The organism is Patescibacteria group bacterium (assembly GCA_041661505.1).
Lineage (GTDB): Bacteria > Patescibacteriota > Patescibacteriia > Patescibacteriales > JBAZCA01 > JBAZCA01.
On the sequence record JBAZUF010000006.1, the window covers coordinates 1 to 22,069 of the forward strand.

25 protein-coding genes and 1 tRNA gene are annotated in these 22,069 nt (G+C 43.1%); 14 read left to right on the top strand and 12 right to left on the bottom strand.

Features of this window, described 5'->3' with window-relative positions; all coding sequences use genetic code 11:
* Positions 1 to 262 precede the first annotated feature (262 nt).
* From WC715_05315 to WC715_05350, 8 genes are all read left to right on the top strand, one after another.
* Positions 263 to 832 (top strand): hypothetical protein, encoded by a 570-nt coding sequence (locus WC715_05315; protein MFA6171836.1) that lies wholly within the window; start codon positions 263 to 265, stop codon positions 830 to 832.
* A 56-nt stretch (positions 833 to 888) separates the two neighbouring features.
* Complete coding sequence (gene thyA / locus WC715_05320) at positions 889 to 1,881, top strand: thymidylate synthase (protein ID MFA6171837.1); 993 nt, start codon at positions 889 to 891, stop codon at positions 1,879 to 1,881.
* A gap of 4 nt (positions 1,882 to 1,885) precedes the next feature.
* Positions 1,886 to 2,494, top strand: coding sequence for an RdgB/HAM1 family non-canonical purine NTP pyrophosphatase (gene rdgB, locus WC715_05325; protein ID MFA6171838.1), 609 nt, complete (start codon positions 1,886 to 1,888; stop codon positions 2,492 to 2,494).
* Between the two features lie 66 nt (positions 2,495 to 2,560).
* On the top strand, positions 2,561 to 3,064 hold the full coding sequence (locus WC715_05330; protein MFA6171839.1) for a dihydrofolate reductase family protein: 504 nt from the start codon (positions 2,561 to 2,563) through the stop codon (positions 3,062 to 3,064).
* 345 nt (positions 3,065 to 3,409) lie between these two features.
* Positions 3,410 to 3,979, top strand: a complete 570-nt coding sequence (locus tag WC715_05335) for an AAA family ATPase (protein ID MFA6171840.1) — start codon at positions 3,410 to 3,412, stop codon at positions 3,977 to 3,979.
* A gap of 56 nt (positions 3,980 to 4,035) precedes the next feature.
* Positions 4,036 to 4,620: a hypothetical protein gene (locus WC715_05340; protein MFA6171841.1), complete on the top strand. Its 585-nt coding sequence runs from the start codon at positions 4,036 to 4,038 to the stop codon at positions 4,618 to 4,620.
* 31 nt (positions 4,621 to 4,651) lie between these two features.
* On the top strand, positions 4,652 to 6,160 hold the full coding sequence (gene gatB, locus WC715_05345; protein ID MFA6171842.1) for an Asp-tRNA(Asn)/Glu-tRNA(Gln) amidotransferase subunit GatB: 1,509 nt from the start codon (positions 4,652 to 4,654) through the stop codon (positions 6,158 to 6,160).
* An 11-nt stretch (positions 6,161 to 6,171) separates the two neighbouring features.
* Positions 6,172 to 6,432, top strand: a complete 261-nt coding sequence (locus tag WC715_05350; protein ID MFA6171843.1) for a hypothetical protein — start codon at positions 6,172 to 6,174, stop codon at positions 6,430 to 6,432.
* Positions 6,433 to 6,543: 111 nt separating this feature from the next.
* On the opposite strand, the gene miaA is transcribed toward WC715_05350, so the two are convergent.
* The 5 genes from miaA to rpsB form a co-directional block, all read right to left on the bottom strand.
* Positions 6,544 to 7,482 (bottom strand): tRNA (adenosine(37)-N6)-dimethylallyltransferase MiaA, encoded by a 939-nt coding sequence (gene miaA / locus WC715_05355; GenBank protein ID MFA6171844.1) that lies wholly within the window; start codon positions 7,480 to 7,482, stop codon positions 6,544 to 6,546.
* A 423-nt stretch (positions 7,483 to 7,905) separates the two neighbouring features.
* Positions 7,906 to 9,213, bottom strand: coding sequence for a tRNA (N6-isopentenyl adenosine(37)-C2)-methylthiotransferase MiaB (gene miaB, locus WC715_05360; GenBank protein MFA6171845.1), 1,308 nt, complete (start codon positions 9,211 to 9,213; stop codon positions 7,906 to 7,908).
* 67 nt (positions 9,214 to 9,280) lie between these two features.
* The gene (ricT, locus tag WC715_05365; protein ID MFA6171846.1) at positions 9,281 to 10,087 is read right to left on the bottom strand and encodes a regulatory iron-sulfur-containing complex subunit RicT; all 807 of its coding nucleotides are present in this window, start codon (positions 10,085 to 10,087) and stop codon (positions 9,281 to 9,283) included.
* A gap of 40 nt (positions 10,088 to 10,127) precedes the next feature.
* Positions 10,128 to 10,931, bottom strand: a complete 804-nt coding sequence (gene tsf / locus WC715_05370) for a translation elongation factor Ts (GenBank protein MFA6171847.1) — start codon at positions 10,929 to 10,931, stop codon at positions 10,128 to 10,130.
* A 49-nt stretch (positions 10,932 to 10,980) separates the two neighbouring features.
* Positions 10,981 to 11,718: a 30S ribosomal protein S2 gene (gene rpsB, locus WC715_05375; GenBank protein ID MFA6171848.1), complete on the bottom strand. Its 738-nt coding sequence runs from the start codon at positions 11,716 to 11,718 to the stop codon at positions 10,981 to 10,983.
* 248 nt (positions 11,719 to 11,966) lie between these two features.
* Between rpsB and def the strand changes: the two genes are divergently transcribed.
* Positions 11,967 to 12,437 carry a peptide deformylase gene (def, locus tag WC715_05380; protein ID MFA6171849.1) on the top strand — a complete coding sequence of 157 codons (471 nt, stop codon included), beginning with the start codon at positions 11,967 to 11,969 and terminating at the stop codon, positions 12,435 to 12,437.
* Between the two features lie 9 nt (positions 12,438 to 12,446).
* Here def and WC715_05385 read toward each other — a convergent pair whose 3' ends face one another.
* Positions 12,447 to 13,139: a DedA family protein gene (locus WC715_05385; protein MFA6171850.1), complete on the bottom strand. Its 693-nt coding sequence runs from the start codon at positions 13,137 to 13,139 to the stop codon at positions 12,447 to 12,449.
* Positions 13,140 to 13,143: 4 nt separating this feature from the next.
* On the opposite strand from WC715_05385, the gene fmt reads away from it, so the two are divergent.
* From fmt to rpmA, 3 genes are all read left to right on the top strand, one after another.
* Complete coding sequence (gene fmt / locus WC715_05390) at positions 13,144 to 14,082, top strand: methionyl-tRNA formyltransferase (GenBank protein ID MFA6171851.1); 939 nt, start codon at positions 13,144 to 13,146, stop codon at positions 14,080 to 14,082.
* 7 nt (positions 14,083 to 14,089) lie between these two features.
* A tRNA-Glu gene (locus tag WC715_05395) sits at positions 14,090 to 14,161 on the top strand.
* Positions 14,162 to 14,283: 122 nt separating this feature from the next.
* Positions 14,284 to 14,565, top strand: coding sequence for a 50S ribosomal protein L27 (gene rpmA / locus WC715_05400; GenBank protein MFA6171852.1), 282 nt, complete (start codon positions 14,284 to 14,286; stop codon positions 14,563 to 14,565).
* Positions 14,566 to 14,642: 77 nt separating this feature from the next.
* On the opposite strand, the gene WC715_05405 is transcribed toward rpmA, so the two are convergent.
* Together WC715_05405 and WC715_05410 are read right to left on the bottom strand one after the other, a co-directional pair.
* On the bottom strand, positions 14,643 to 15,149 hold the full coding sequence (locus tag WC715_05405) for a hypothetical protein (GenBank protein MFA6171853.1): 507 nt from the start codon (positions 15,147 to 15,149) through the stop codon (positions 14,643 to 14,645).
* A 34-nt stretch (positions 15,150 to 15,183) separates the two neighbouring features.
* The gene (locus WC715_05410; protein MFA6171854.1) at positions 15,184 to 16,554 is read right to left on the bottom strand and encodes a divalent metal cation transporter; all 1,371 of its coding nucleotides are present in this window, start codon (positions 16,552 to 16,554) and stop codon (positions 15,184 to 15,186) included.
* A gap of 126 nt (positions 16,555 to 16,680) precedes the next feature.
* Between WC715_05410 and WC715_05415 the strand changes: the two genes are divergently transcribed.
* Both WC715_05415 and WC715_05420 read left to right on the top strand, forming a co-directional pair.
* Positions 16,681 to 17,643, top strand: coding sequence for a magnesium transporter CorA family protein (locus tag WC715_05415; GenBank protein MFA6171855.1), 963 nt, complete (start codon positions 16,681 to 16,683; stop codon positions 17,641 to 17,643).
* A 174-nt stretch (positions 17,644 to 17,817) separates the two neighbouring features.
* On the top strand, positions 17,818 to 18,288 hold the full coding sequence (locus WC715_05420) for a hypothetical protein (GenBank protein ID MFA6171856.1): 471 nt from the start codon (positions 17,818 to 17,820) through the stop codon (positions 18,286 to 18,288).
* Between the two features lie 76 nt (positions 18,289 to 18,364).
* On the opposite strand, the gene WC715_05425 is transcribed toward WC715_05420, so the two are convergent.
* The 4 genes from WC715_05425 to WC715_05440 all read right to left on the bottom strand — a co-directional run bounded on the left by WC715_05425 (position 18,365) and on the right by WC715_05440 (position 22,061).
* Positions 18,365 to 18,709, bottom strand: a complete 345-nt coding sequence (locus tag WC715_05425; GenBank protein ID MFA6171857.1) for a hypothetical protein — start codon at positions 18,707 to 18,709, stop codon at positions 18,365 to 18,367.
* Between the two features lie 110 nt (positions 18,710 to 18,819).
* A complete protein-coding gene (locus WC715_05430) occupies positions 18,820 to 20,286 on the bottom strand; it encodes a hypothetical protein (GenBank protein MFA6171858.1) in 1,467 nt (488 codons plus the stop codon).
* A gap of 17 nt (positions 20,287 to 20,303) precedes the next feature.
* Complete coding sequence (cysS, locus tag WC715_05435; protein ID MFA6171859.1) at positions 20,304 to 21,698, bottom strand: cysteine--tRNA ligase; 1,395 nt, start codon at positions 21,696 to 21,698, stop codon at positions 20,304 to 20,306.
* 87 nt (positions 21,699 to 21,785) lie between these two features.
* Positions 21,786 to 22,061 carry a hypothetical protein gene (locus tag WC715_05440; GenBank protein ID MFA6171860.1) on the bottom strand — a complete coding sequence of 92 codons (276 nt, stop codon included), beginning with the start codon at positions 22,059 to 22,061 and terminating at the stop codon, positions 21,786 to 21,788.
* Between the last annotated feature and the right edge of the window lie 8 nt (positions 22,062 to 22,069).

Below are 22,069 nucleotides of genomic sequence, written 5' to 3' on the forward strand. Positions count from 1 at the left end.
TTTACCTCCTGGCTAATTCGTTTAGCCATATTGTTGGCAATGATTAATTTAAATCCTTATTGATTCTATTTTAAACCATTGCCGCTTTATGTGGAAATAGGTGTCCGAATTTTGGGGTGCATTCCATGTAAAAAATTTCAACGATTATGACATTGCCGGATTTTCAGATTCATTCTTAAATGAATTTAAGACAGAGCTGGGATTTTATCTTGACGAAGTAAAGCGAAGCTAGTGGGTAAAAGATAAAGGTAAAAAATAATTTATGATTTTAGGAATTAAAGAATTGCATAAGCTGGTAAGAGAAATAAATCTAGTGGAAAATTTATGCGAGCGGGAGATGGATAATCCCGAAGGCGCTGGATTTGACCTGCGCATGGGCGAGGTTTATGAACTTTTGCCAACAAGCGAGCGTGGCCAGGCGGCTGGATTTTTAGGCGTAGAAGAACGCGATACGCCAAAAATAAATCTGGTCGCCAAACATGAGGATGATAAACCGGAGAGCGAAAATTTTTTCGTATTTGAACCAGGCGAATATTATCTGATAAAAACCATGGAGAAGGTTAATTTGCCTGTTAACTTGTCCGGAATTATTTTCCCCCGTACCACTCTTTTTAGGTCGGGTTTAGGCCTTTTTAACGGCATTGTCCAGCCGGGCTACAAGGGCGAACTAACTTTCGGCATCTCTAATCAGGGAAAATCCAATATTAAAGTGTCATTCGGCGCGCGGGTAGTGCATATTACTTTCCATGAAGTTTTAGGCGAAGGAAACCAATACCGCGGGCAATGGCAGGGCGGGCGCGTCGCTACCGACGGCAAAGAAACGCAAGTTTAAATTCAATCTTCAATTAACAATTATCAATTGGCAATTAAAAATTGATAATTAATCATATGCGCCATCCGGAATACCAATATTTGGATTTGTTAAAAGATATCCTGGAGAACGGGAGCGACAAAAAGCTTTTTTTTACGCCTGAAGTTTTGGCCGAATATAAAAAAAAGGGGGAGGAGCCGCCTTTTATCCGTTCGGTTTTCGGAAGGATGTGCCGCTACGATCTTAACCAAAACTTTCCGCTTCTGACTACGAAAAAAGTATTCGCTCGGGGCATTATCGAAGAGCTTATTTGGTTCATAAGCGGAAGCTCCAATATAAAATATTTGGTTGACCGCGATGTCCATATATGGGACGAGTGGGCTTGGAAGTCATACCATAAGCATTGTTTGGAAAATTGCCCGGATGAAGATATGGCGCAAGCTGATTTTATTCTAAAACTAAAATCTTTGCCGCCGGAAAACGAATTTGTAAAAAAATGGGGTGATTTAATAACAATTTACGGGCGGATGTGGCGGCGCTGGCCGGCTTCTGACGGGCGCGAAATTGACCAGTTAGGCGCCGCTATCCAAGGATTAAAAGATAAGCCTTACCGCAAATCATACGTAGTATCCGCCTGGAACCCGGATTTTATCTACGCCATGGCGTCAGCCGGCAACAAAAGCGAAGTCCCCCCGTTCTGCCACACCACCTACCAGTTCGCCGTGGTAGGCGGAAAATTGAATTTAGGGCTATACCAGAGAAGCGCCGATTTATTTTTGGGAGTGCCTTTTAATATAGCGAGCTATGCCCTTCTGCTCCTAATGGTCGCGCAAGTTACCGGAATTGAACCTGGCGAATTTGTACATTTTTTCGGCGACGTGCATTTATACTCCAACCATTTTGAACAAGCCAGGATGCAATTAACCAGGCTTCCCCAGCCTTTTCCCGTTTTAAAGCTAAACAAAGAAATAAAGAACATTGACGATTTTAAATACGAGGATATTAAAGTGGAAAATTATAACCCGCATTCGGCTATAAAGGCCGAAATTGCAAATATCGGAGGATATTAAATCTATGCCAAAGAGGAAATTGCTGATAGCCTCAAAAAATAAAGGGAAAGTTGAAGAAATAAAATATAAGCTGAAGGATTTACCTTTTGAATTATTGGCGCTGGATGAAATTTCAGGGGAGCCGGTGAAGGAGGTTGAAGAAAACGCGATGAGCTTTGAAGGCAATGCGATTATTAAGGCTATGATTTTTGGAAATCGGTTTGGATGCCTTACGCTGGGTGATGATTCGGGCTTGGCAATCGACGCTTTGGGCGGACGTCCGGGTATCCACACCTCACGGTACCAAGGGTCTAGTTCCGAACATAAATACCTAAATATTCTTGATGAAATGGAAAATGTTCCTGACGGAAAAAGGAACGCGAGGTTTATCGGCGCGATTGCGATTTATGATCCAGCCGCGGAAATAATCCACACCTGCCAGGACGAACTTACCGGGTTAATTGCCCAAGAGCCCAAAGGAGATTTTGGTTTTGGCTATGACCCGATCATGTATCTGCCGGAACTGGGGAAAACTGTCGCCGAATTGACGATTGATGAAAAAAGCGCGATTGACCACCGGGGAAAAGCTTTGGAAAAAGCCAAAAAAATATTATTGGAAAAATTTCTACAATAGTAATGCATCAGTAATCATTTATATACGACACTTTAAAGAGAATAATTCATTAATAATTTTTTAAAAATGAAAGTAATATTAATGATGGTAATTACGGCCGATGGAAAAATCGCGAAATCAAGCGACCATTTTCCGGATTGGTCGAGTAAGGAGGACAAGAAAATGTTTCGCCAAGTTTCGAAAGAATGCGGGGTCATAATCATGGGCGATAAAACTTTTTTCACCCTTCCCTCGCCTCTTCCGGGGCGCTTGAACGTCGTATTTACTTTAGAAGACAATCCAAAGCCGCAAGAAGGCGTTAAATGGGTTTCGGGCGATCCGAAAAAAGTTTTAGAAGAGCTCGAAGGAATGGGATATGAGAAAGTTTTAGTCGGCGGCGGAACCGGAGTCAATACCATGTTTTTAGAAAATGATTTGATTGACGAAATATATATTAATGTCGAACCGAAGATTTTTGGCGCCGGACTGGGTTTGTTTAACGGAGATTTTAACGTGAACCTGGAATTAATGAGTATGGAGAAAATAAATAATAATACAGTTTCATTGAAATACAAAGTTTTATCCAGCTAATGAATCAATTACTGAATTTGACTAATAGTTATATTGCAATACGACAGAGTTAAAGAGTAATCTAAATTTGTTTGCACATTCTAAAATCGAAGGGAGGTGAGAGAATGGCTCAGGAGAGAGTTAAGAAAGGAGTGAAACAACCGCGGAGCGCATACGGACGCCATTGCCGGTTTTGCCGAAATGGATTAAGTAAGTCTCGGCAGGCAAAGGGAAAAGACACTTGCGCCTCTTGTGAGGCAGAGCACGCTCCCAAATACAGGAGGAGCTATTGACCGAAGAGCGCTCTTGCGTCAATAAAGTGATTTTATCACTTTATGCAAGAGCACTCTTCCCTAATATTTATTTATGAAAAAGAAAAAAATTTACGCGATAGTCGGGATGGCCGGTTCGGGAAAATCCGAAGTAATAAATTATTTACAGAAAAAATACGGCTGGCCAAAGGTTTATTTCGGGGAAATTACTTTTGACGAGATTAAGCGGAGAGGAATAAAGTGGGATTATAAGAATGAAAGGATTATCCGGGAAGCGTTAAGAAAAAAAGGCGGCATGGGCGTTTACGCTAAAATGTCCTTGCCGAAAATAAGCAAGGCTTTATCAAAAAGTCCGGTAGTTTTAATCGAGAGTTTATACAGCTGGTCCGAATATAAAATAATCAAAGAAAAATATAAGGACATGTTTAAAGTCATATCAGTCCACGCGTCGCCCGACGCAAGGTTTCGGCGCCTGGCCAAGAGAAAAAACTGGCGGCCGATAAAGGACCAAAAGACTTTTAAAACCCGCGACTGGACCGAGATCGAAAATATTGAAAAAGGCGGACCGATTGCTATTGCCGATTATATGATTGTAAATGAAGGCAGTAAGGAAGAATTAAATAAGAAGATTTATCAGATTGTAAAAAAAGAGAAAATCGGCTAGGATTTCCAAATAACGCGCGATCCGGGCGTATTGCGGCCGGGATACGCGGTCCGAATATGAAAGGAACATTCATTGTAATTTACGGCGTAAATAACCTGGGAAAAACGACCCAGGCGAAGATGCTCGCGGACAGGATTAACGGCGAGGGAAAGAAATCCGCCGCCATCAAGTATCCCCGGTATGAAGTTGAGCCGGCCGGAAAATTATTAAACGAATATTTTCGTTCCGGCAACCCGTACAAATTTTCGCCGCGGGAATTGCAATTATTAAACTACATCGACCGCCTAATAAACCAGCCGGTTTTATATGAGTCGCTCCGGAGAGGAATTAACGTAGTAGCCGAAGATTATTTCGGGACTTCCATCGCCTGGGGGATAGCCGCCGGCGTTGACGAGAGTTTGCTAAAATACCTTAAAAAATTTATTCTGCCGGAGGATGCGGCCATACTCTTAGACGGCGAAAGGTTTAAGGAAGCGAAAGAAGCCGGCCATAAGCATGAAGAAAATGAGGAGCTTATTAAAAGAGCGCGGGAGGCGCATTTGCAATTAGCTAAAGAATATGGTTGGATTAAGATTGAGGCCAACCAAAGCGTTGACGCGGTGCATGAGCAAATTTGGAAAATAGTGAAGGATAAAATTTAAAGGTTTTAGTGAAAATTTGAATGATAAAATTATGGAATACGATATAGTCATCGGCCTGGAAATCCACGCCGAACTGAAAACCAAGTCAAAAATGTTTTGTTCCTGTGATAATGATTCGCAGGGCAAAGAGCCGAATACGGCCGTATGCCCGATCTGCATGGCTCATCCGGGAACTCTGCCGGTTCCGAACCGGGAAGCTATCGAATGGACTTTGCTTTTGGGTCTCGCGTTAAACGGAAAAATAAATGAGCTTTCCAAATTCGACCGCAAAAATTATTTTTATCCCGATCTTCCCAAAGGCTATCAAATATCGCAATACGATTTACCGTTCGTGCACAGCGCCCATCTTGATTTAAACGGCGACAAAATTGAAATTACGCGGATCCATCTTGAGGAGGATACCGGAAAGCTTTTGCATCCGGCGGGCAAAGGCACTTTGGTTGATTTTAACCGGGCCGGCACCCCTTTAATCGAGATGGTTACCGAACCGGTAATCCATTCGGCGGAAACGGCGAAAAAATTCAGTACGGTTTACCAGCAGGTCTTGCGCTACCTTGATATTTCGAATGCCGACATGGAAAAAGGAGAGATGCGCTGCGAGGCGAACGTAAGCATCCAAGAAAAAGGAAAATGGGAGCGCGACGGCCAGGGGGGCATCCGCGCCAAAGGCGAATATAAATTAAATCCGAAAGTGGAACTGAAAAATATCAATTCTTTCCGCGCCATGGAAAGGGCTATTGATTATGAAGTCGGGCGGCAGACTAAGGCGATTAAAGAGGGAGAGAAGCTCCTGCAAGAAACCCTCGGGTGGGATGAAAACAAGCAGGCAACTTTTTCCCAGCGCGTAAAAGAAACCTCGGCTGACTACCGCTATTTTCCCGAGCCGGACATTCCGCCGATTAAAATCGACGCCAAATGGATAGGAGAAATTAAATCCCGGCTAATTGAACTGCCGATGGAAAAGAAAAAACGGTTTATGGCTGAATATGATTTGTCCGATTACGACGCCGACATATTGGTGAGCGAAAAAGCTTTGGCCGGTTATGCCGAAGAGGTGATTTCGGAACTTCGGGCCTGGATAATTGCCCTTGGCGACAATTGGGAAAGGCAAAAGAAAAAATTAGCTAAAATTACATCAAATTGGCTGATTAGTGAATTATTTAAACATCTAAAAGAAGACAGCTTATCGATAAAAGATATAAAAATCACTCCGGAAAATTTTGCCGAACTGTTGAGCCTGGTTTATGAAGACAAAATAAACAGTTCAGCCGCCCAGCAAATTCTTCAGGTGATGTACAAAAAAGGAGGCGACCCGACGGATATAATGGCGGAACTCGGGCTTGAGCAGATGGATGATACGGCCGAACTGGAAAAAGCGATTAAGGATGTTTTAGCGAAAAATTCTAAGCAGGTTAGCGAGTACAAGGCCGGGAAAGAAGGCGTCCTCCAGTTTTTAGTCGGCCAGGTGATGGCCGCCACCAAAGGCAAGGCTAATCCTAAGAAGGTGCAGGAAATTATGAAAAAATTAATTAACTCATAATTTTAAAAAATATGATTGGACAAGGAACTCCAGACAAAATTATTAGACAAACAGAAGCCGGGATGGAAGCGATTGGCGGGCTGCAGGAGCAGGTAAAGGAAGCGGTAAAGGAAACTGGACATGATGAAGAAATCGCGGAAAGATTAAATGACGCTTTCACCTGGCTGGCTGGCGAAGGCATGATAGACCCTTATACAAAGCTGGACGAAGCTTTGGCGCCAAACATCATGGCTATGGCCGCTAAAGAGAATGACACGGAAAGGTTAGCGTGAAAAATTAAGGACGCGCTTACCAGACGGGAATTTAGCGAAGCCGCCTAAGAATTTTAAAAATAAAAGAGCCCTGCGAACCAGGGCTCTTTTGATACAGTAAATTCGAAGCATTTATTTCAAAAATTTACCTGCCAGCTTTTCGGCCTCGCTTATTTTGGTTATCCAATTAATCTTTCTTCCCTGCCTCTCCCAGCGGTGGTACCAGCTCATTTGCTTTTTCGCGTACTGCTTTATAGCTATAAATAGACGCTCCAGCATTTCTTCATACTCCATTTTTTCCTGCAGGTACAAAGCAATGTGCTTATACTCAAGCCCAAAACTTTCCAAACGCTTCCAGCTGACGCCCGCGTTATTCAATTTTTCGACTTCCCTAATCATATCTTCCTCTTCAAGCCTATGGATTAGCCTTTTATAAATCCTCTTAAATAGCACCTCTCTCGGGACTTCTAAGCCGATAATTAAAAATTCGTAATTGCTTTTTTTAGGTTCCGGCCGGCTGATTTTTTCCTTGGCCCCGTAAATTTCAATATAGCGGATCAGGCGCCGCTTATTTTTTTTATCGCTATCATGGATTTTAGCGGCAAACTTAGGATTCAATTCGCTTAGCATAAAATAAAGCTGGTCAAAGTTTTTTTTCTCCAGTTCGCTTCGCAGTTTCTTGTCCGGTTTAACCCGCGGCAAATTGTAGCCGTCAACAATGGCTTGCAAATAAAGGCCCGTACCGCCGGCTACAATTGGCGTTTTTCCCCGGCTAAGGACACGGGCGATAGCTTCCGAAGCCAACTCCTGGTATTTAGACAAGTCAAAATCTTTTTTCGGGTCAACTATATCGATTAAGTGATACGGTGCTTTAACTGTTTTCCCTTTCTCTTTATATTCATATTCCGCTAAATCCTTTCCGGTGCCAATATCCATGCCTTTATATACTTGCCTAGAATCAGCCGAAATAATCTCCCCGTTGAATTTGCGCGCCAATTTAACCGCTAAGCCGGTTTTCCCCGAAGACGTCGGGCCGAGGATGACGATTATTTTTTTATTTTTTTCAGTCATTTGTGGATGAGAAAGCGTTAAAAATATAATACATTTGTAATTTTTCTACTTCTCTAATATTAGACATTTTTTAGGGTATTGACAAGGGATATATATTTGTTATACTAATAATGTTAAGTACGGAATCTATCAGAACTTCCAAAGTCCGAAACCCTAACGGGAATCGGGCTTTTTGTTTTGTCGAAAAATCTGGTATAATTTTTCCGTGGAGTTAAGGGGCCACCTCATGGCGAGGATTCCGTACTTAACATTCGGATAGAGGGGTTCGATACCCCTTGGCTCCACTTCATAATCCATCTCAAGCGGAGGTGGTTTTTGATTGTGCTTCGTATCTGGCAATCTGCAATGAGTAATTTATCATCCATGAATCCATTGAAGCTACATTAATAATATCACGCTTTGGCTTAGATTAGCAATTATTGGCTAGACTATCTTTCCGTCTAACCCGAAATCACGCGCTTTGGTTATTTTAACCGGGACGAAATGGCCGGTTAAATCCTTATCTCTGGTAGGGCTGAATTTTACTACTTTATACGTCTCGGTTTTGCCGTAAAATTGGCCTTTTTTAGTTTTACCTTCGACGAGCACTTTAACCACGCGGCCGACGTATTTTTTATTATTGGCGAGAGCGGTGTGGCGTAATATTTTCATGAGCTCCTCTTCCCTTCTTTTCTTTTCGCTCTTCGGCACATTATCTTCCCTCTTTGCCGCTATTGTTCCCGGGCGGGGGCTGTATTGGGAGATATAGGCTAAATCGAATTTCAAATCTTTAAACAGTTTAGACGTGTTTTGAAATTGTTTTTTAGTTTCGCCGGGAAAGCCGACGATTATGTCAGTCGATAACGAGGCTGGCAAACTGTCCGGCGTTTGGCAGGCCTTCATGGCTTTATTAATTAGTTTTCTGTAGCGCGCGATCGAATAGCGCCGGTTCATAGCTTTTAGTATTTCATTATCGCCGGACTGGACCGGAAGGTGGATGTGTTTACAGATTTTCTTGCCACGGGCAATCGTGTTTACGAGCTCATCTGATATGTCTTTTGGGTGCGAGGTAGAAAAACGAATCCAAAAATCACCAGGAATATTATTAATAGCACGCAGTAATGCTGGAAAAGTATGGGATGGATTTTTTGGATCTCGGTAGCTATTTACGTTTTGGGCGATTAAATTGATTTCTTTATAGCCTTTGTTTATAAGGCTCTTAACTTCTTTAATAATGTCTTTTGCCGGCCGGTAAACTTCCCGTCCGCGCGCGTAAGGCACAACGCAGTAAGAGCAGAAGTTATTACAGCCGTTCCCGATTGGAATAAAGGCGCAAACCCTAGAACTGTATTTGGGCTTAATTTTCAGGTAAGCGCAATCGAGCTGGTCTTTGGTAGCGGGGAGGATTTTTTTACCTTTAAGCCATTTCTCCAGATTATAGATTTTACTTACCGGGATAAATAAATCTACCTTTTTCTTTAAGCGTTTTATTACGTCCTGGCGCAAAGCTAAGCAGCCGGTCAAGATAATTTTTGCCTTGGGGTTATGCTCTTTAATCCTTGGGATAAGCCCGTAGATTCGGTCTTCGGCTGACTGGCGGACGGCGCAGGTGGTTAAAACAACTAAGCTGGCCTTAAATTGGTCTTTGGAATATTTAAAACCCAGATTTTCCAGGTAAGCGGCGATTCTTTCTGAATCTGATTTATTCATCTGACAGCCGATAGTGATGATATGATAAGATTTGCCTTTCATGGAAAATATTTATTATAAGCTAACTTTTAAAAACGCCCCGAGGAGGCGGGACGTTTTTACGAGAAATTTATATTTTTACTTCGACTATCGAGTTTCCTTCGCCTTTATCGCCCGGCACTTTTACGTTGACCGAACTTTTCATAATGCAGTGAGAGATAATTATACCCTTTTTGCCTCCGACTTTCATCTCCGTCCCGATTGGGGGAAGTTTAGCCGCCATTTCCTTATAGCCCGGGGCTTCGTAAGCAAGGCAGCACATTAAGCGCCCGCAGATGCCCGAGATGCGCTCTGAGCCGCGGCTATTACAGCCTTGCAGGTCGGCCATGTCAGAAGTAATCGACTCCAGGTTATGCAGGAAATTTCCGCAGCAAAGCTTTTGTCCGCAATGGCCATAATCGCCCATCATCTTTGCTTCGTCCCGGATGCCGATTTGCTGTAATCGGATTACGTAATTAAAGCGCCGGGTTAAATCTTTAACCAGTTCGCGGAAGTCAACCCGCGAATCAGCGATAAAAGCGAAAGTAATCCGCGAGCCTTCGTAGGAAAAACGGACGTCCACCAGCTTCATCGGCAAATTGTATTTTTTTATGAGCTCTTTACAGACTTCCATGGCTTCATCGCGTTTTTTTGCGCTATAAACCTGCTCAATGTCGCCTTCATTAGCTTTGCGGGTTATTGGCTTTATTTCCCTTGGGGCGTCTTGGCCGCTTGGGATTTTTTCAATATCAATCTCTTCAAAGCTAACCACCTCGCCCAGCTCCTGCCCTAAATCGGTCTTAACGATTACTTTATCGCCAGTTTTAACCGCCAGATCGCGAGGATCGAAATGGTAAGTCTTGTCCCAGGGTGAAAATTGGATTATGGCAACGCGCATAACGGCTGGCAGCCTGCCTTGCGGCAGAGAAGTTTAAGGATTAAAGGCTGTAGCGGACAAGCGATTCAATACCGGCATCACCTAAAACGTCCCGAATCTTTTTTTTGTCGTCTTTAATGAATTCCTGGTCAACGAGGCAAATCTCCTCGAAGTATTTATTCATTTTTCCCGGCAGAATTTTTTCAATCATCTGCTCCGGCTTCCCTTCTTTAATAAGCTGTTCGCGGTAAATTTCCTTTTCTTTGGCTAAATCAGCTTCCGGCACTTGCTCGCGGTTTATATATTTAGGATTGGCGGCGGCAATTTGCATTGCCATTTCATAAGCCAGATCGTCCATCTCGCGCTTATCAAGAGAAACAATCGCCCCAATCCGCCCACCGGAATGAGAATAAGCGGCAACAGTACCAGCCGATGCGATAATATTAAACCTTTTAACTCCCAGTTTTTCTCCGATTACGCCGCTTAAATTGTTAAGATTGTCCTTAACGGAATTGCCGTCGGACATTTTTATCTCCATGAGTTCGTCCAAATTCTTCGGCTCGCCGGATTTGATTAAGGAAAAGACTTCCTCGGTAAAATCCTTGAATTTTCCGCTTCTTGAAACAAAATCAGTCTCGGAGTTTATTTCCAAAATATACGCCTTGTTTTTCTCTTTATCGATATCGACTTTAACTACGCCTTCATTCGCTTCGCGGTCTTCCCGCTTTGAGGCTTTGGCAATCCCTTTCTTCCTTAAAATCTCGACGGCTTTTTCTAAATCGCCGGCGGATTCATCCAAAGCTTTTTTACAATCGACCATGCCGGCGCCGGTTTTTTCCCGCAGGCTTTTTATTTTATCCGTCATAAAAATAGATTAATATTAATTGTAAAGCTTACGCGTTTTTAGTTCGAAGTTATCTGGCTTGCAGAACTTTATTCTCGTTCTTTTTCGCGTCTTCGATTTTTTTGTTTTCTTTTCCCTCTAAAATAGCTTCCTTTACTCCGGCGAGAAGTAATTTAACGGTTTTTGTCGCGTCATCATTGGCAGGAATAATATATTCCACCCCTACCGGATTTGTATTGGTGTCGCAGACGGCGACTACCGGCAAGCCTCTTTTATTAGCTTCTTTTAAAGCGGTTTGGTCGTTTTTCGGATCCCAGATGAAAATAATGTCCGGAACGCGGTCTAAGCTGGCGAGGCCTCCGACTTTTGATTCCAGTCGGGCAATTTCGCGGTCAATTTCCAGACGTTCTTTTTTGGTGTATTTTTCCAATTTTCCAGTCTGCCGTTTTTCGACCAGATCATTATATTTTTTGATTGACTTTCGGACGACCGTAAAGTTAGTTAAGAGCCCGCCCAGCCAGCTTTCAGTCGAATAAAGCGATCCGGTTTCAACGGCCATTTTTTTCATCTGGTCTTTTACCTGCTGTTTGGTTCCGACGAATAGGATGTTTTTTCCCTGGGCGACCTGATTTTTTATGTATTCTAAAGCCGCTTCCAGCTTCTTTTGGCTTTTTTCCAGGTCGATAATATGTACGCCGTTTCGCGACGTAAAAATGAAAGGCGCCATTTTCGGGTGCCACCTCGAAGTCCGGTGCCCAAAGTGCATGCCGGCCTTTAACATCTCTTCAATTGAAGGAATTTTAACCATAGATTTCCTTTTGATCTTCTGCCCTGAATTATCCGCCTCATCGGCGGACAAAGGAAATGAGCCAGGGCATGAAAGATTTTAAAAATAAAATTGCTAAATTATTCAACGGATAAATGGCGGTAGCCGCAATTTATCAATAAAACAATCTGGCAATGTAATAACAATATAACAATATTCAACCGCTGTCAACCTTGAAATCCGGCTGTTAACATGTTATAAATAAATAGTCTAGATTGAGCTAAAATATAATGAAAATAGTTAAACACCCCAATAAAATATTAAGCGCTAAGGCAAAAACCATCAGCCAGGAAGTTATAAAAACGCCTGTTTTCCGCCAGCTGGTTTTGGATATGGCCGAGATGATGCTTAAGTCCGACGGCGCCGGTTTGGCTGCCCCGCAGATCGGCAAGAGCCTCCAGCTCGCGGTTATTAACACTAAAGAAGGGGTTTTGGCGCTGGTTAACCCGAAGATTACCAAAAAATCCTTAACCCGCGAGTGGGGTGAAGAAGGCTGCCTCTCGGTTCCCGGTTATTTCGGCGAAGTAAAGCGCTATAAAAAAGTAACTTGCGAGTATTTTAACGCCCAGGGCGAAAAGAAAAAAATTAAGGCCGAGGGCCTTTTAGCCCGGGTAATACAGCACGAGCTTGACCATCTAAACGGCATCTTATTTATCGCCAAAGCCAGAAACATTAAAAAAATCGATCAGGCGAAGAGATAAAAAATCAAGTTAGGATTTTTTGGCCTGGGAATTTTTTTTATAGAAGAAAAGAATAATTAGCCCAAGAGCCAGCAAGGTAAAGATTCCGATTGACAGCTCTTTATAGTAGGCTAGAAGCAAATCCTGGTTTTGCCCGAAAAAATAACCCAGGGCTGATAACAGGCTGACCCAGATAATCGAGCCTAGAGAAGTGTAAAAAATAAAATTGGAAAATTTCATGCCGAAAATTCCGGCCGGAATCGAGATTAAATGCCGGACGCCGGGTATAAGCCGGCCGGCAAAAGTACTCATGTTGGCGCTTTTTAAAAAAAACTTTTCCGCGTCCTCCATTTTTTTCCGGTTAATAAAAACATACCGGGCGTAGCGATGGTCAGCCATCCGGTAGACGATGGCCCGGCCGATTACCCTGGATATGAAATAATTAATGGAAGCGCCGATTACACTGCCGAGCGTCCCTGATAAGATTACGCCGAATAAGTTTAATTGCCCTTGGGCGGCCAAGTAAGCATAAGGCGGGATTACAATTTCCGAAGGCAAAGGAAAGAAAGTGCTTTCTACCGTCATTAAAAAAACAATTCCGCCGTAGCTGAAATTTTGCGCTATAGAAACAAGGCTTGAAATGATTAAATTGATTATTTCCATAAAAGTTAAAACCAGCGCAGGAGCGGCATACTCCGGCCAGAGATAATATAATAATAACATAAATATGGCAAGAGGACTAATAAAAACCGTATTTGCCGGCACGCCCGATTTTGCCGCCCCTTTTTTAAAAGCTTTATTTCAGGCTGATAATTTTGAAGTTGCGGCGGTAATTACCCAGCCGGATAAACCGGCCGGAAGAAGGCGCGAATTAAAAAAGCCGCCGGTAAAAATATTGGCCGAAGAACTCGGTTTGCCGGTATACCAGCCGGAAAAAATTTCCGGCGCGAGCCATCTCATCCGCGGCATTGATCTATTAGTCGTCGCGGCTTACGGGCAAATAATTCCCAAGGAACTGCTTTTGTTGCCAAAATACGGATGCGTTAACGTCCATGCTTCCCTCTTGCCAAAATACCGCGGCGCATCGCCTATCCAGGCGGCGATTTTAAACGGGGATTCTGAAACGGGAATAACTATAATGAAAATGGGCGCCGGGCTTGACACTGGGCCGATTTTAGGGCAAAATATAGTAAGTATTGAAGCGGCCGAAACAACCGGCACGCTTTTTAGTAAGCTGGTTTCCGCCGGTCTGGATGTATTTGTCCCGATTTTGGAAAAATATGTGAGGGGAGAAATTATGCCAGAGGCGCAGGATGACCGCCGGGCGAGTTATGTCCGGACGCTGAAAAAATCCGACGGACAGATCGATTGGAAAAAATCGGCCGTAGATATCGAGAGGATGGTGCGGGCTTATAGCCCTTGGCCAGGAGCATTCACTAAGGCTGACGGAAAAAAATTTAAAATCAGCGCGGCGGAGATTGGGATTTTAGAGCCGAAGAATTTAATGATACCGGGAGAAATATTTTTAATAAATGGAAGGCTGGGGGTTAAATGCGGGCAAGGAGCGCTGGTTATTAGTAAGATTCAGCCGGAAGGAAAAAAAGAAATGGCCGCGGAAGAATTTGTAAACGGACACCGATGGGTAACCGGAAAAAAATTTGAATAATATTTACGGCCCTATCGTCTAGTGGTTAGGACGAATGGTTCTCAGCCATTAAACCGGGGTTCGATTCCCCGTGGGGCTACAATAGTAAATTTTAAATTATCAATGTTCAATTAACAATTTAATTAGCATTGATAATTGAAAATTTAAAAAAATAAAAGATCAATTGACAATTGTTAATTGTTAATTGATAATTGCTTTTATATGGCCCATAAAAAAGCCGGCGGATCAACCGCGTTAGGCCGCGATTCGCATAGTAAAAGATTGGGAGTAAAATTATACGACGGTGAATATGCCAAAGCCGGAGCGATTATAATCCGCCAGCGGGGAACAAAATTCCATGCCGGAAAAAACGTTAAGCAGGGCGGAGATGATACGCTTTTCGCCACAGCGGCCGGATTTGTTAAATTCGCCAAAAAGAAGCTGAAAAAATTCAACAATCAGCTGAAAATTTCTACAATCGTTAATGTCCTGCCCCAGAAATAATCGCTTTTGAAAGATTTGGCTAAAAACAAAAATCCACCTTTACAGGTGGATTTTTTGATGGCAGAGTGTCCGCGCGATTAATTGTCTTTCATTTCCATTATTTTGTCGGCTTTAATCTTAGCCTCCTGCTCCAAAAAATACCGATTGACGCCGGGAACGGCGGAAAGCCACTTTTTTATTAATTCAATTACTTTTTTTAAGGTCGCCCTTCCCCGATCAATTAAATCATTAATTTCATGGGCGGCTTTTTCTCCCTCGGCCCTGAATCGGATCTGCTTATCCGGCGGAAGGCTCATATAAATTTCTTCGACGTTTTCTTCCATGATTTTTTCGATTTCTTTTTGCTTGGCCTTTTTAGCTTTTTGCAGATTGGAAATGTCCGCCAAACCGTTGCCGGGCGCGATTTTTGGGCGGGATTTTACCGGCCCGGTTTCGGTAGGGTTTATTTCTTTCGGTTTTTCCCGCGGCAATTCCGGCAAAAAGGTTTTTTCCCTGGACTCTAATATTTTTTGAATTTTTGTTTCTTTTATTGAAGGCTTTTCCAATTTTCGGCTGGCATTGTTTAATTTATTTGATTCGGACATAATTTTTATAAAGCCAAGTATGAATATGACAAAATTAAATAAGCATGCTTATTACAGTCGCGCCGCCGGCGATCAGCATAATTATTACCGTAAGCCAGCCGATCGCGGTCGCAAGGCGGGAGCTTTTGAATTTGCCCATAACCTCTTTTTTAGAACTCAAGCGGACAATGAAAAAGAGAAGCGGACCGGCGGTGATTCCGTTAAAAACCGCGGCGTAGATAAGGAATTTAATGGGGTCAATGCCGATAAAATTGGATAAAAAACCTAAAATCATGGAAATAATAATCACGCCGTAGAAAGCCCGCGCGTCTTTTAATTTCCGGTACAAACCGGTCTTCCAGCCAAAGCTTTCCGCCAGCGCGTACGAAGCAGAGCCGGCCAGAACCGGAACCGAAAGCAAACCGACCCCCAGTATGCCCAAAGCAAACAGATAGTAGGCTAAATCGCCGGCAAAAGGCCTAAGCGCCAAAGCCGCCTGATCGGCAGAAACAATATCGGTTATGCCGTTTTTATACAGGGCGCCGGCGCAGGCGACAATAATGAAAAACATAGCCAGGTTGGAAACGAACATGCCGGACCAGACATCCACCCGCATTCTTTTTATTTCTTCTCGCGTAGTATTTCGGCGCCGCTCTTTGACGGTCTTATTGCCTCTTAAAATTTCTTCTTCAACTTCTTGCGATGACTGCCAAAAAAATAGATAGGGCGAAATAGTCGTTCCTAAAATTCCGCAAATTAGAAAAATCTGGTCTTTGGAAAAAGTGAGCGAAGGCATAACCGTGTGCCCTAATACTTCCCTCCAGTCCAGGCTGATGCAGAGCGCGGATATGACATAAGAAAATAAAACCAAAGCTAAATATTTCAAGTAGCGGGCATAGCGGGCGTAAGCGGTAAAGATTTGGAGAAGAAGCGAAGCCAGGGTGAAGAAGGCTACCAGTAAGAAAAAGCTTACTTTAGGGATGAATAATTGGGCGGCCTTGGCCATAATTCCAAGATCAGCTCCTAAATTAAAAGTATTGGCAAAAAACAAGATAGAGGCGACGGACATGATGGCCCAGCGGGGGTAATAAAGCTTAATGTTTCTCGCCAGCCCGCGGCCGGTAACCATGCCGATTCGGGCGCACATTTCCTGGATAACCGCCATCAAAGGAAAGGTTAGGGGCGCCAGCCATAAAAGCTGGAAGCCGTATTTGGCTCCGGTTTGGGAATAGGTGGCTATGCCGGACGGGTCGTCGTCGGCCGCGCCGGTTGTCAAACCCGGCCCCAGTTTGCGCCAATAGGCTTCGGCCGCTCGGACCGGCTTTTTGGAAATCAATTCTTTTTCCAGCTCTTCGGTTTTTTCCAGGCCTCTTTCCAAGGCGATTGAAGGCGCTTCAGCTATTTGTTCCAGGATATTCTTGCTCATGCCGGTATTATACCATACCCGGCTGAAATAATTAATGCGCCCCTTGCCGGCGGCTATTATAAATCCTTCTCATCCGACTTAATGGGTGTTATAATAACAATAGTTATCCACATAAGGTGTTAATCAATGCGCTTCCGGCAACTTACTCCTAAAATCAGCCAGATTGAAATCGATAATCCCAAGACCAAAAATAACAAGGTCCGCTGGGTTAATGTTTGCAATGCCGGGAAAGATGAGATAGAATATTTAAGGAAAAAATACAAGTTTGATCTAGCCCACCTGCGCTCCTCTTTAGCCCATAAAACCACCAACCGGCCCGTCGTTGAAAAAGGCGCCGATTATCTCTTTATAATCCTTCACTTCCCCACCGTCCTCTATAACACGATTTACCCCGGGGAAATAGAATTTTTTGTCGGACACGGCTTCCTTATTACTATCCACAATAATAATGTCGGCGTCTTGAACGATTTTTACAATTTATGCAAGAAAGACGGCGCTTCAACCCTTACTTACCAGTATGAATCGTCAGCAGTTTTGCTTTACGAACTATTAGAGCGGCTCTTAAATTCCTGTTTTCCGCTTTTGGACAAAACCGCGGACGATATTTCTAATCTCGAGGAAATAATTTTTGAAAAAGTGGAAAAAGAGTCAATTTTTAAACTTTTAGAACTGCGCCGGAACATTTTAAACTTTCGGAAAATTATGCAAAACCATAAGCACATACTGCGCAAGCTTATGGAGATGGAATCCAGCCTGGTTCCGGCCAATCAGATCCGCGGTTATTATAAAAAACTGATTGACGGTTCAGTAAGAATTTGGGAAATACTGGAAAACCAAAAAGAGATGATTATGATTTACGATACGACTTACGAGTCGCTTATGAATTACCGGCTTTCGGATATTATGAAAACCCTTACAATTTTTTCGGTAATCATTTTCCCGTTAACTTTGTTCGCGACGGTTTTTAGCATGAATTTAAACGGCATGCCGCTGGCTTCCCACCCCCAGGGCTTTTGGATTATTATCGCCCTGATGCTTTTCGGCTCTATAGGCATGCTTTTATTTTTTGAAAAGAAAAAATGGCTTTAACTCATTTTTTGAAACTCTTGCATATTTTACAAAAATATGCTTTAATATACAGTTAATTTTCCTTATCTAAGTACTTACTATTCTTGTACTTGTAGCTGAAAAAGTTCATTCTTACCACTTTGAACATTAATATAATCAACGATCTTTCGATCTTAAGGAGGATAAACCATGAATATGGATGTGCTTGAACCGGAAGAGAAGGAAGCTGTAATAGTGATTATTCAAGAAGAGGTGAAGGAAGAGCTAAGCTTCCCTCTCGATGAATTTAGAACGCTCTGCAATAAGTACAGCGAGCTGATTACCCAGTGTGAGCACTGCTACCGGGCCTGGCCTTCAGCCCCCAACGGTGGCACAACACCGCAGGAAATTTGCGCCAGAGAGATAAGTAGGCTGCACCTGCCGACGGAATGCCTTAAATATTTAGGCATTTTTATCAGCCATGGGCACTGTGATGAGTGCTCCGCTGTGATAAGGCAAAGAGTTCGAAGGATAGTGCAGCAAAAGGAGGGCAATCCTGATTGCTACGGCAAGAGGACTCCTCCGGCCTATTTCTGCGACCAGGCTGGATGCATCCACAAAGATCTTTGCCTTGTGGCCAGCCGGGCCAAAGTGGAATCGCCAATAAAATGGAGATATGCACTATGAGCCGAATGCGCTTGGAACCTCAAACAAAAAGCCCGCCAAACTACCCGGCGGGCTTTTCTCTTATTATTTATTGGTTCTACGCTGTGGCCGGCTTGATTCCGGTCTTTACTTCAACCGCGGTAATTCTTTCTTCAAATCTATCGTGAGCGGCCTTGTTCATGTCATGTTCTTCTTTATGGTTCTTATAATCCTTGGTAATGCCGTCAACCGCTTCAAGTATCTCATTCTTAAACTGTTTTAAATCATCCTTAGTGGCCAAATCCTTTATATCATCCTTGGTTGCAAAAGTCCTAAACATCTTTTGGCTAAAATCTTCAAATTCGCTCTTTAGTACTTGTTTTAGCTCCCGTTTAAAAAAACCTTTGGTAACAGGCTCGTTCTCTTGTTCTGGCGTTAAATCTTCTGTTAATATTGTTGTCATACCCCCTTACTTATATAGAGTTGTTAAGTAATAATAATTATACTCCGCCCTTCGGATATATTCAAGTCTTATTTTGCCCGTTAGTTTCTGGATTTTCCCAGCAGGCCGGATTATTCGGATTCAACTGGCGCGGTAGCCGCGGACGGCGATGATTGAACTTGAACGTCCGGACTTCCGGTCGGCCCGGAAGACGACGTGCCCTCCATAATCCTTACCGGCCCGCCGCCGTCTTGTTCCTTCCGCTGGTCAATTATTTCTTTAACCAAAGGAACGACAATGTATTTTTGGTTAAAGTATTGAATTTCGTTTTTCGTTATCGGGAAAATCAGGGCCGGAACCAATAATTCGTCGCTTATATTGTTCTTATATATCCACATACGGGCTAAGCCTAAAGCCGGTGTGCCGACTTCAATTTGCCTGGTTTTAGAAACTGGGCGGCTGTCATCTTCCCGCCCTCCGTAGAGCATTGGTATAATTCCGCCGCTACTATTGGAATTTTTCATCAGTTCCAGTATTTTCGCCTGGTCAGTTTCCACCGCGTATAAGGAAGTCTGGTAATTTTGCGAAGCTAAATTCCAAACCCCGCTGACCCGCTTATCGCGGACGCTTATTGATATATTCACGCCCTGCTTATTGCCCCATTCGTCAAATACCGGCTGGCTGTTGACCATCTGCGGATAAATAACGCTAATCGTTTCCGGGAAGTAATAATCAGCTTTATTGGCAGTGTTGGCGTAATAAATTTTCCAGTCATCCTGCACTTCGCCCGGCCCGAATCCGTCCAGCTTAATTTCGTATTCCTTTAAGAAATTATCGGCAATTTTTATCGCCTCATCATTCGACGGCAAGTCAGACTCTTTAACTCTAATCGAATTCCAGCAGGCCTTGTCCCGGCACTTATCACCCGGCTGCGGCCATTTTAGCCAATTTTGGTTAAAGGAAAAATTGCCTTCGGTAAAATTTATGTAAACGCTAAAGCCGTAATCCCGGTTTTCTATTAGGTTCACGTTGTCGACGCTAGCGGATTGGAATTTTTGGAGGTTCACTCCGTCAAAATTAAAATTTGAAAAAATATCGCCCGCGCTGATTGACTGGCCAAAGCCTTTAACTCGCTTATAGACCGGCATTTCAGCCGCAGTTATTTTTATGTCCTCCCCTTTGTATACATATTCGTAGTTAAGCTGGGGCGGCAAGACGCACCCGCCTTTTTCATCAGGCATGCATACCATAGATTTATCCGCCGCCGGAGCCGAACTAACAGCGCCTGACCCGCTTTGGCTAATTAAAGGCGTCGGAGTTATTGAAGAAAGCGCTTTAGTCTGCGTTTCCGCGCTATTAGAGCTTGTAATGCCAGCGGCACCGCCCGTGCTTAATGCTAAATTATTGGCTTGAACGCTTTTTAAATCAAAAGCGTTCCTCCCGACGCTCGCGAAAGCGGCTTTTAAGGAAATTTTATTTTTGGTGAAATTGAGGACGTTCGAAGAATTTTTACCGGACAGCTGGATAATCGCAATCCCGGCGATAAACATCACCGCGATTATGCCGATTGCCAGATATACTTTTTTAAGAAGAGGCATACAATATGATTAAATAATTAAATTTTTCTAACTCTCGTTTCCGCGCTCGCATCCTCGACGGAGTATCCAAGGGAATTAAGCTTATCTCGTAAGTCATCGGATTTTTTCCAGTCTTTTTCTTCCCTGGCTTTTTTCCGCTGATCTGCTAAAGCCTGGATGTCATCCGGCAAGGATTCTTCTTCCGAAAGCGCGCGGCTTAAATTAAGGCCTAATACTTTGTCAAAATCCATAACAGTTGCCATTTTTTCTTCCCCGGTAATTTTGGATTTTAAAAGGTCCTGGACGACCGCCATAGCCCGGGGCATGTTAAGATCATCGTTTATAGCCCGTAAAAATTTTTCTTTGTATTCTGCGTTAATTGATTTTTTAGTTTTGAAGCGTGAAAATTCTCTAACTTGGTTATATAAATGAAGAAGGCCTTTTTGAGCGGAAAGCATGGATTCTTCGGAATATTCCATGGGTTTCCGGTAGTGGGTTTGAAGGGCGGCGAATCTAAAGGCCAGCGGATTTAAACCTTTTTTTATAATGGCGTTTTCTAAAGTAAGGAAATTCCCTTCGCTTTTAGCCATTTTTTTTCCGCCGCCGATTATTAAAAAAGCGCCATGCATCCAAGTCTTAACCCAGGGCGCAACTCCGGTAGCGGCTTCGGTTTGGGCGATTTCGTTAGTATGGTGAATATCGATATGATCTACCCCGCCGCAATGGATATCAAATTGCTTGCCCAAATACTTAACGCTCATAGCCGAACATTCGATATGCCAGCCCGGAAAGCCTTTTCCCCACGGCGAATCCCATTCCATCTGCCGTTTTACCTCTTTGGGTGTAAATTTCCACAAAGCAAAATCAGTCGGATTTTTCTTCTCGTCATTTTTTTCCACCCGGGCGCCTTCCTTTAAAGTGCTTAAATTTTTATGGGAAAGCTGGTTGTAGCCTTTAAACTTGGAAGTATTATAATAGACGCCGTCCGAGGTAATATATGTGTACCCCTTTTTTTCCAAGGCGCTGATCATCTCAATCTGCTCTTTAATATGATCCGTAGCCTTAGGCATTATATCCGGCAGAAGGATGTTTAAGGCCTTCAAATCTTTTAAAAACGCTTCAGTATAAAATTCGGCGATTTCCCAGGCGGTTTTTCCTTCCCTTTTCGCGCCAGTCTCGATTTTGTCCTCGCCCATATCCCGATCGCCGGTCAAATGCCCGACATCGGTAATGTTCATAACATGCTTTACCTTGTAGCCGTTATAGACGAGAACCCGTTTTAAAACATCTTCAAATAAAAAAGTCCTTAAGTTCCCGATATGGGCGTAATTATAAACCGTCGGCCCGCAGGTATAAAGCCCGGCCTTTTTGTCCTGTATGGGTGTAAATTCCTCTTTTTTGCGGGTTAGGGTGTTATATAATTGGAGTTTCATATAGTAATTCTACCTAAATAAGTCAATTTTTACAAATTATAAAACAGGGTATTTTATTTCTAAAATACCCTGTTAATATTAATCATGTTATTCGTTTTCCGATTCCGATCGTTTTTTCGCGTATTCAATAGCTTCCCGCAGAAGTTGTATAATATTTTCATTCTTTACTTCCCTGCCATCTAATTCTTTTAATACGTCTTCAGCCACCTGGATATTCTTTCTAAGGGGTTCTCCAAATGAATCATTAAGCAACGCAAGACAGCTATGATATAAATAAAGGGATGGGACATTATGAAAATCACGTTTTTCCTTGTCATTTTTTAGAGTTGGTGCTGGGGGCTTTTCTTGTTTTGGTGATTCCATAAGAGTAG

Bases quoted from the DNA above. Each gene is read 5' to 3' on its own strand.
- WC715_05315 (MFA6171836.1), top strand. From the start codon at position 263: ATGATTTTAGGAATTAAAGAATTGCATAAGCTGGTAAGAGAAATAAAT.
- thyA (MFA6171837.1), top strand. From the start codon at position 889: ATGCGCCATCCGGAATACCAATATTTGGATTTGTTAAAAGATATCCTG.
- rdgB (MFA6171838.1), top strand. From the start codon at position 1,886: ATGCCAAAGAGGAAATTGCTGATAGCCTCAAAAAATAAAGGGAAAGTT.
- WC715_05330 (MFA6171839.1), top strand. From the start codon at position 2,561: ATGAAAGTAATATTAATGATGGTAATTACGGCCGATGGAAAAATCGCG.
- WC715_05335 (MFA6171840.1), top strand. From the start codon at position 3,410: ATGAAAAAGAAAAAAATTTACGCGATAGTCGGGATGGCCGGTTCGGGA.
- WC715_05340 (MFA6171841.1), top strand. From the start codon at position 4,036: ATGAAAGGAACATTCATTGTAATTTACGGCGTAAATAACCTGGGAAAA.
- gatB (MFA6171842.1), top strand. From the start codon at position 4,652: ATGGAATACGATATAGTCATCGGCCTGGAAATCCACGCCGAACTGAAA.
- WC715_05350 (MFA6171843.1), top strand. From the start codon at position 6,172: ATGATTGGACAAGGAACTCCAGACAAAATTATTAGACAAACAGAAGCC.
- miaA (MFA6171844.1), bottom strand. From the start codon at position 7,482: ATGACTGAAAAAAATAAAAAAATAATCGTCATCCTCGGCCCGACGTCT.
- miaB (MFA6171845.1), bottom strand. From the start codon at position 9,213: ATGAAAGGCAAATCTTATCATATCATCACTATCGGCTGTCAGATGAAT.
- ricT (MFA6171846.1), bottom strand. From the start codon at position 10,087: ATGCGCGTTGCCATAATCCAATTTTCACCCTGGGACAAGACTTACCAT.
- tsf (MFA6171847.1), bottom strand. From the start codon at position 10,931: ATGACGGATAAAATAAAAAGCCTGCGGGAAAAAACCGGCGCCGGCATG.
- rpsB (MFA6171848.1), bottom strand. From the start codon at position 11,718: ATGGTTAAAATTCCTTCAATTGAAGAGATGTTAAAGGCCGGCATGCAC.
- def (MFA6171849.1), top strand. From the start codon at position 11,967: ATGAAAATAGTTAAACACCCCAATAAAATATTAAGCGCTAAGGCAAAA.
- WC715_05385 (MFA6171850.1), bottom strand. From the start codon at position 13,139: ATGTTATTATTATATTATCTCTGGCCGGAGTATGCCGCTCCTGCGCTG.
- fmt (MFA6171851.1), top strand. From the start codon at position 13,144: ATGGCAAGAGGACTAATAAAAACCGTATTTGCCGGCACGCCCGATTTT.
- rpmA (MFA6171852.1), top strand. From the start codon at position 14,284: ATGGCCCATAAAAAAGCCGGCGGATCAACCGCGTTAGGCCGCGATTCG.
- WC715_05405 (MFA6171853.1), bottom strand. From the start codon at position 15,149: ATGTCCGAATCAAATAAATTAAACAATGCCAGCCGAAAATTGGAAAAG.
- WC715_05410 (MFA6171854.1), bottom strand. From the start codon at position 16,554: ATGAGCAAGAATATCCTGGAACAAATAGCTGAAGCGCCTTCAATCGCC.
- WC715_05415 (MFA6171855.1), top strand. From the start codon at position 16,681: ATGCGCTTCCGGCAACTTACTCCTAAAATCAGCCAGATTGAAATCGAT.
- WC715_05420 (MFA6171856.1), top strand. From the start codon at position 17,818: ATGGATGTGCTTGAACCGGAAGAGAAGGAAGCTGTAATAGTGATTATT.
- WC715_05425 (MFA6171857.1), bottom strand. From the start codon at position 18,709: ATGACAACAATATTAACAGAAGATTTAACGCCAGAACAAGAGAACGAG.
- WC715_05430 (MFA6171858.1), bottom strand. From the start codon at position 20,286: ATGCCTCTTCTTAAAAAAGTATATCTGGCAATCGGCATAATCGCGGTG.
- cysS (MFA6171859.1), bottom strand. From the start codon at position 21,698: ATGAAACTCCAATTATATAACACCCTAACCCGCAAAAAAGAGGAATTT.
- WC715_05440 (MFA6171860.1), bottom strand. From the start codon at position 22,061: ATGGAATCACCAAAACAAGAAAAGCCCCCAGCACCAACTCTAAAAAAT.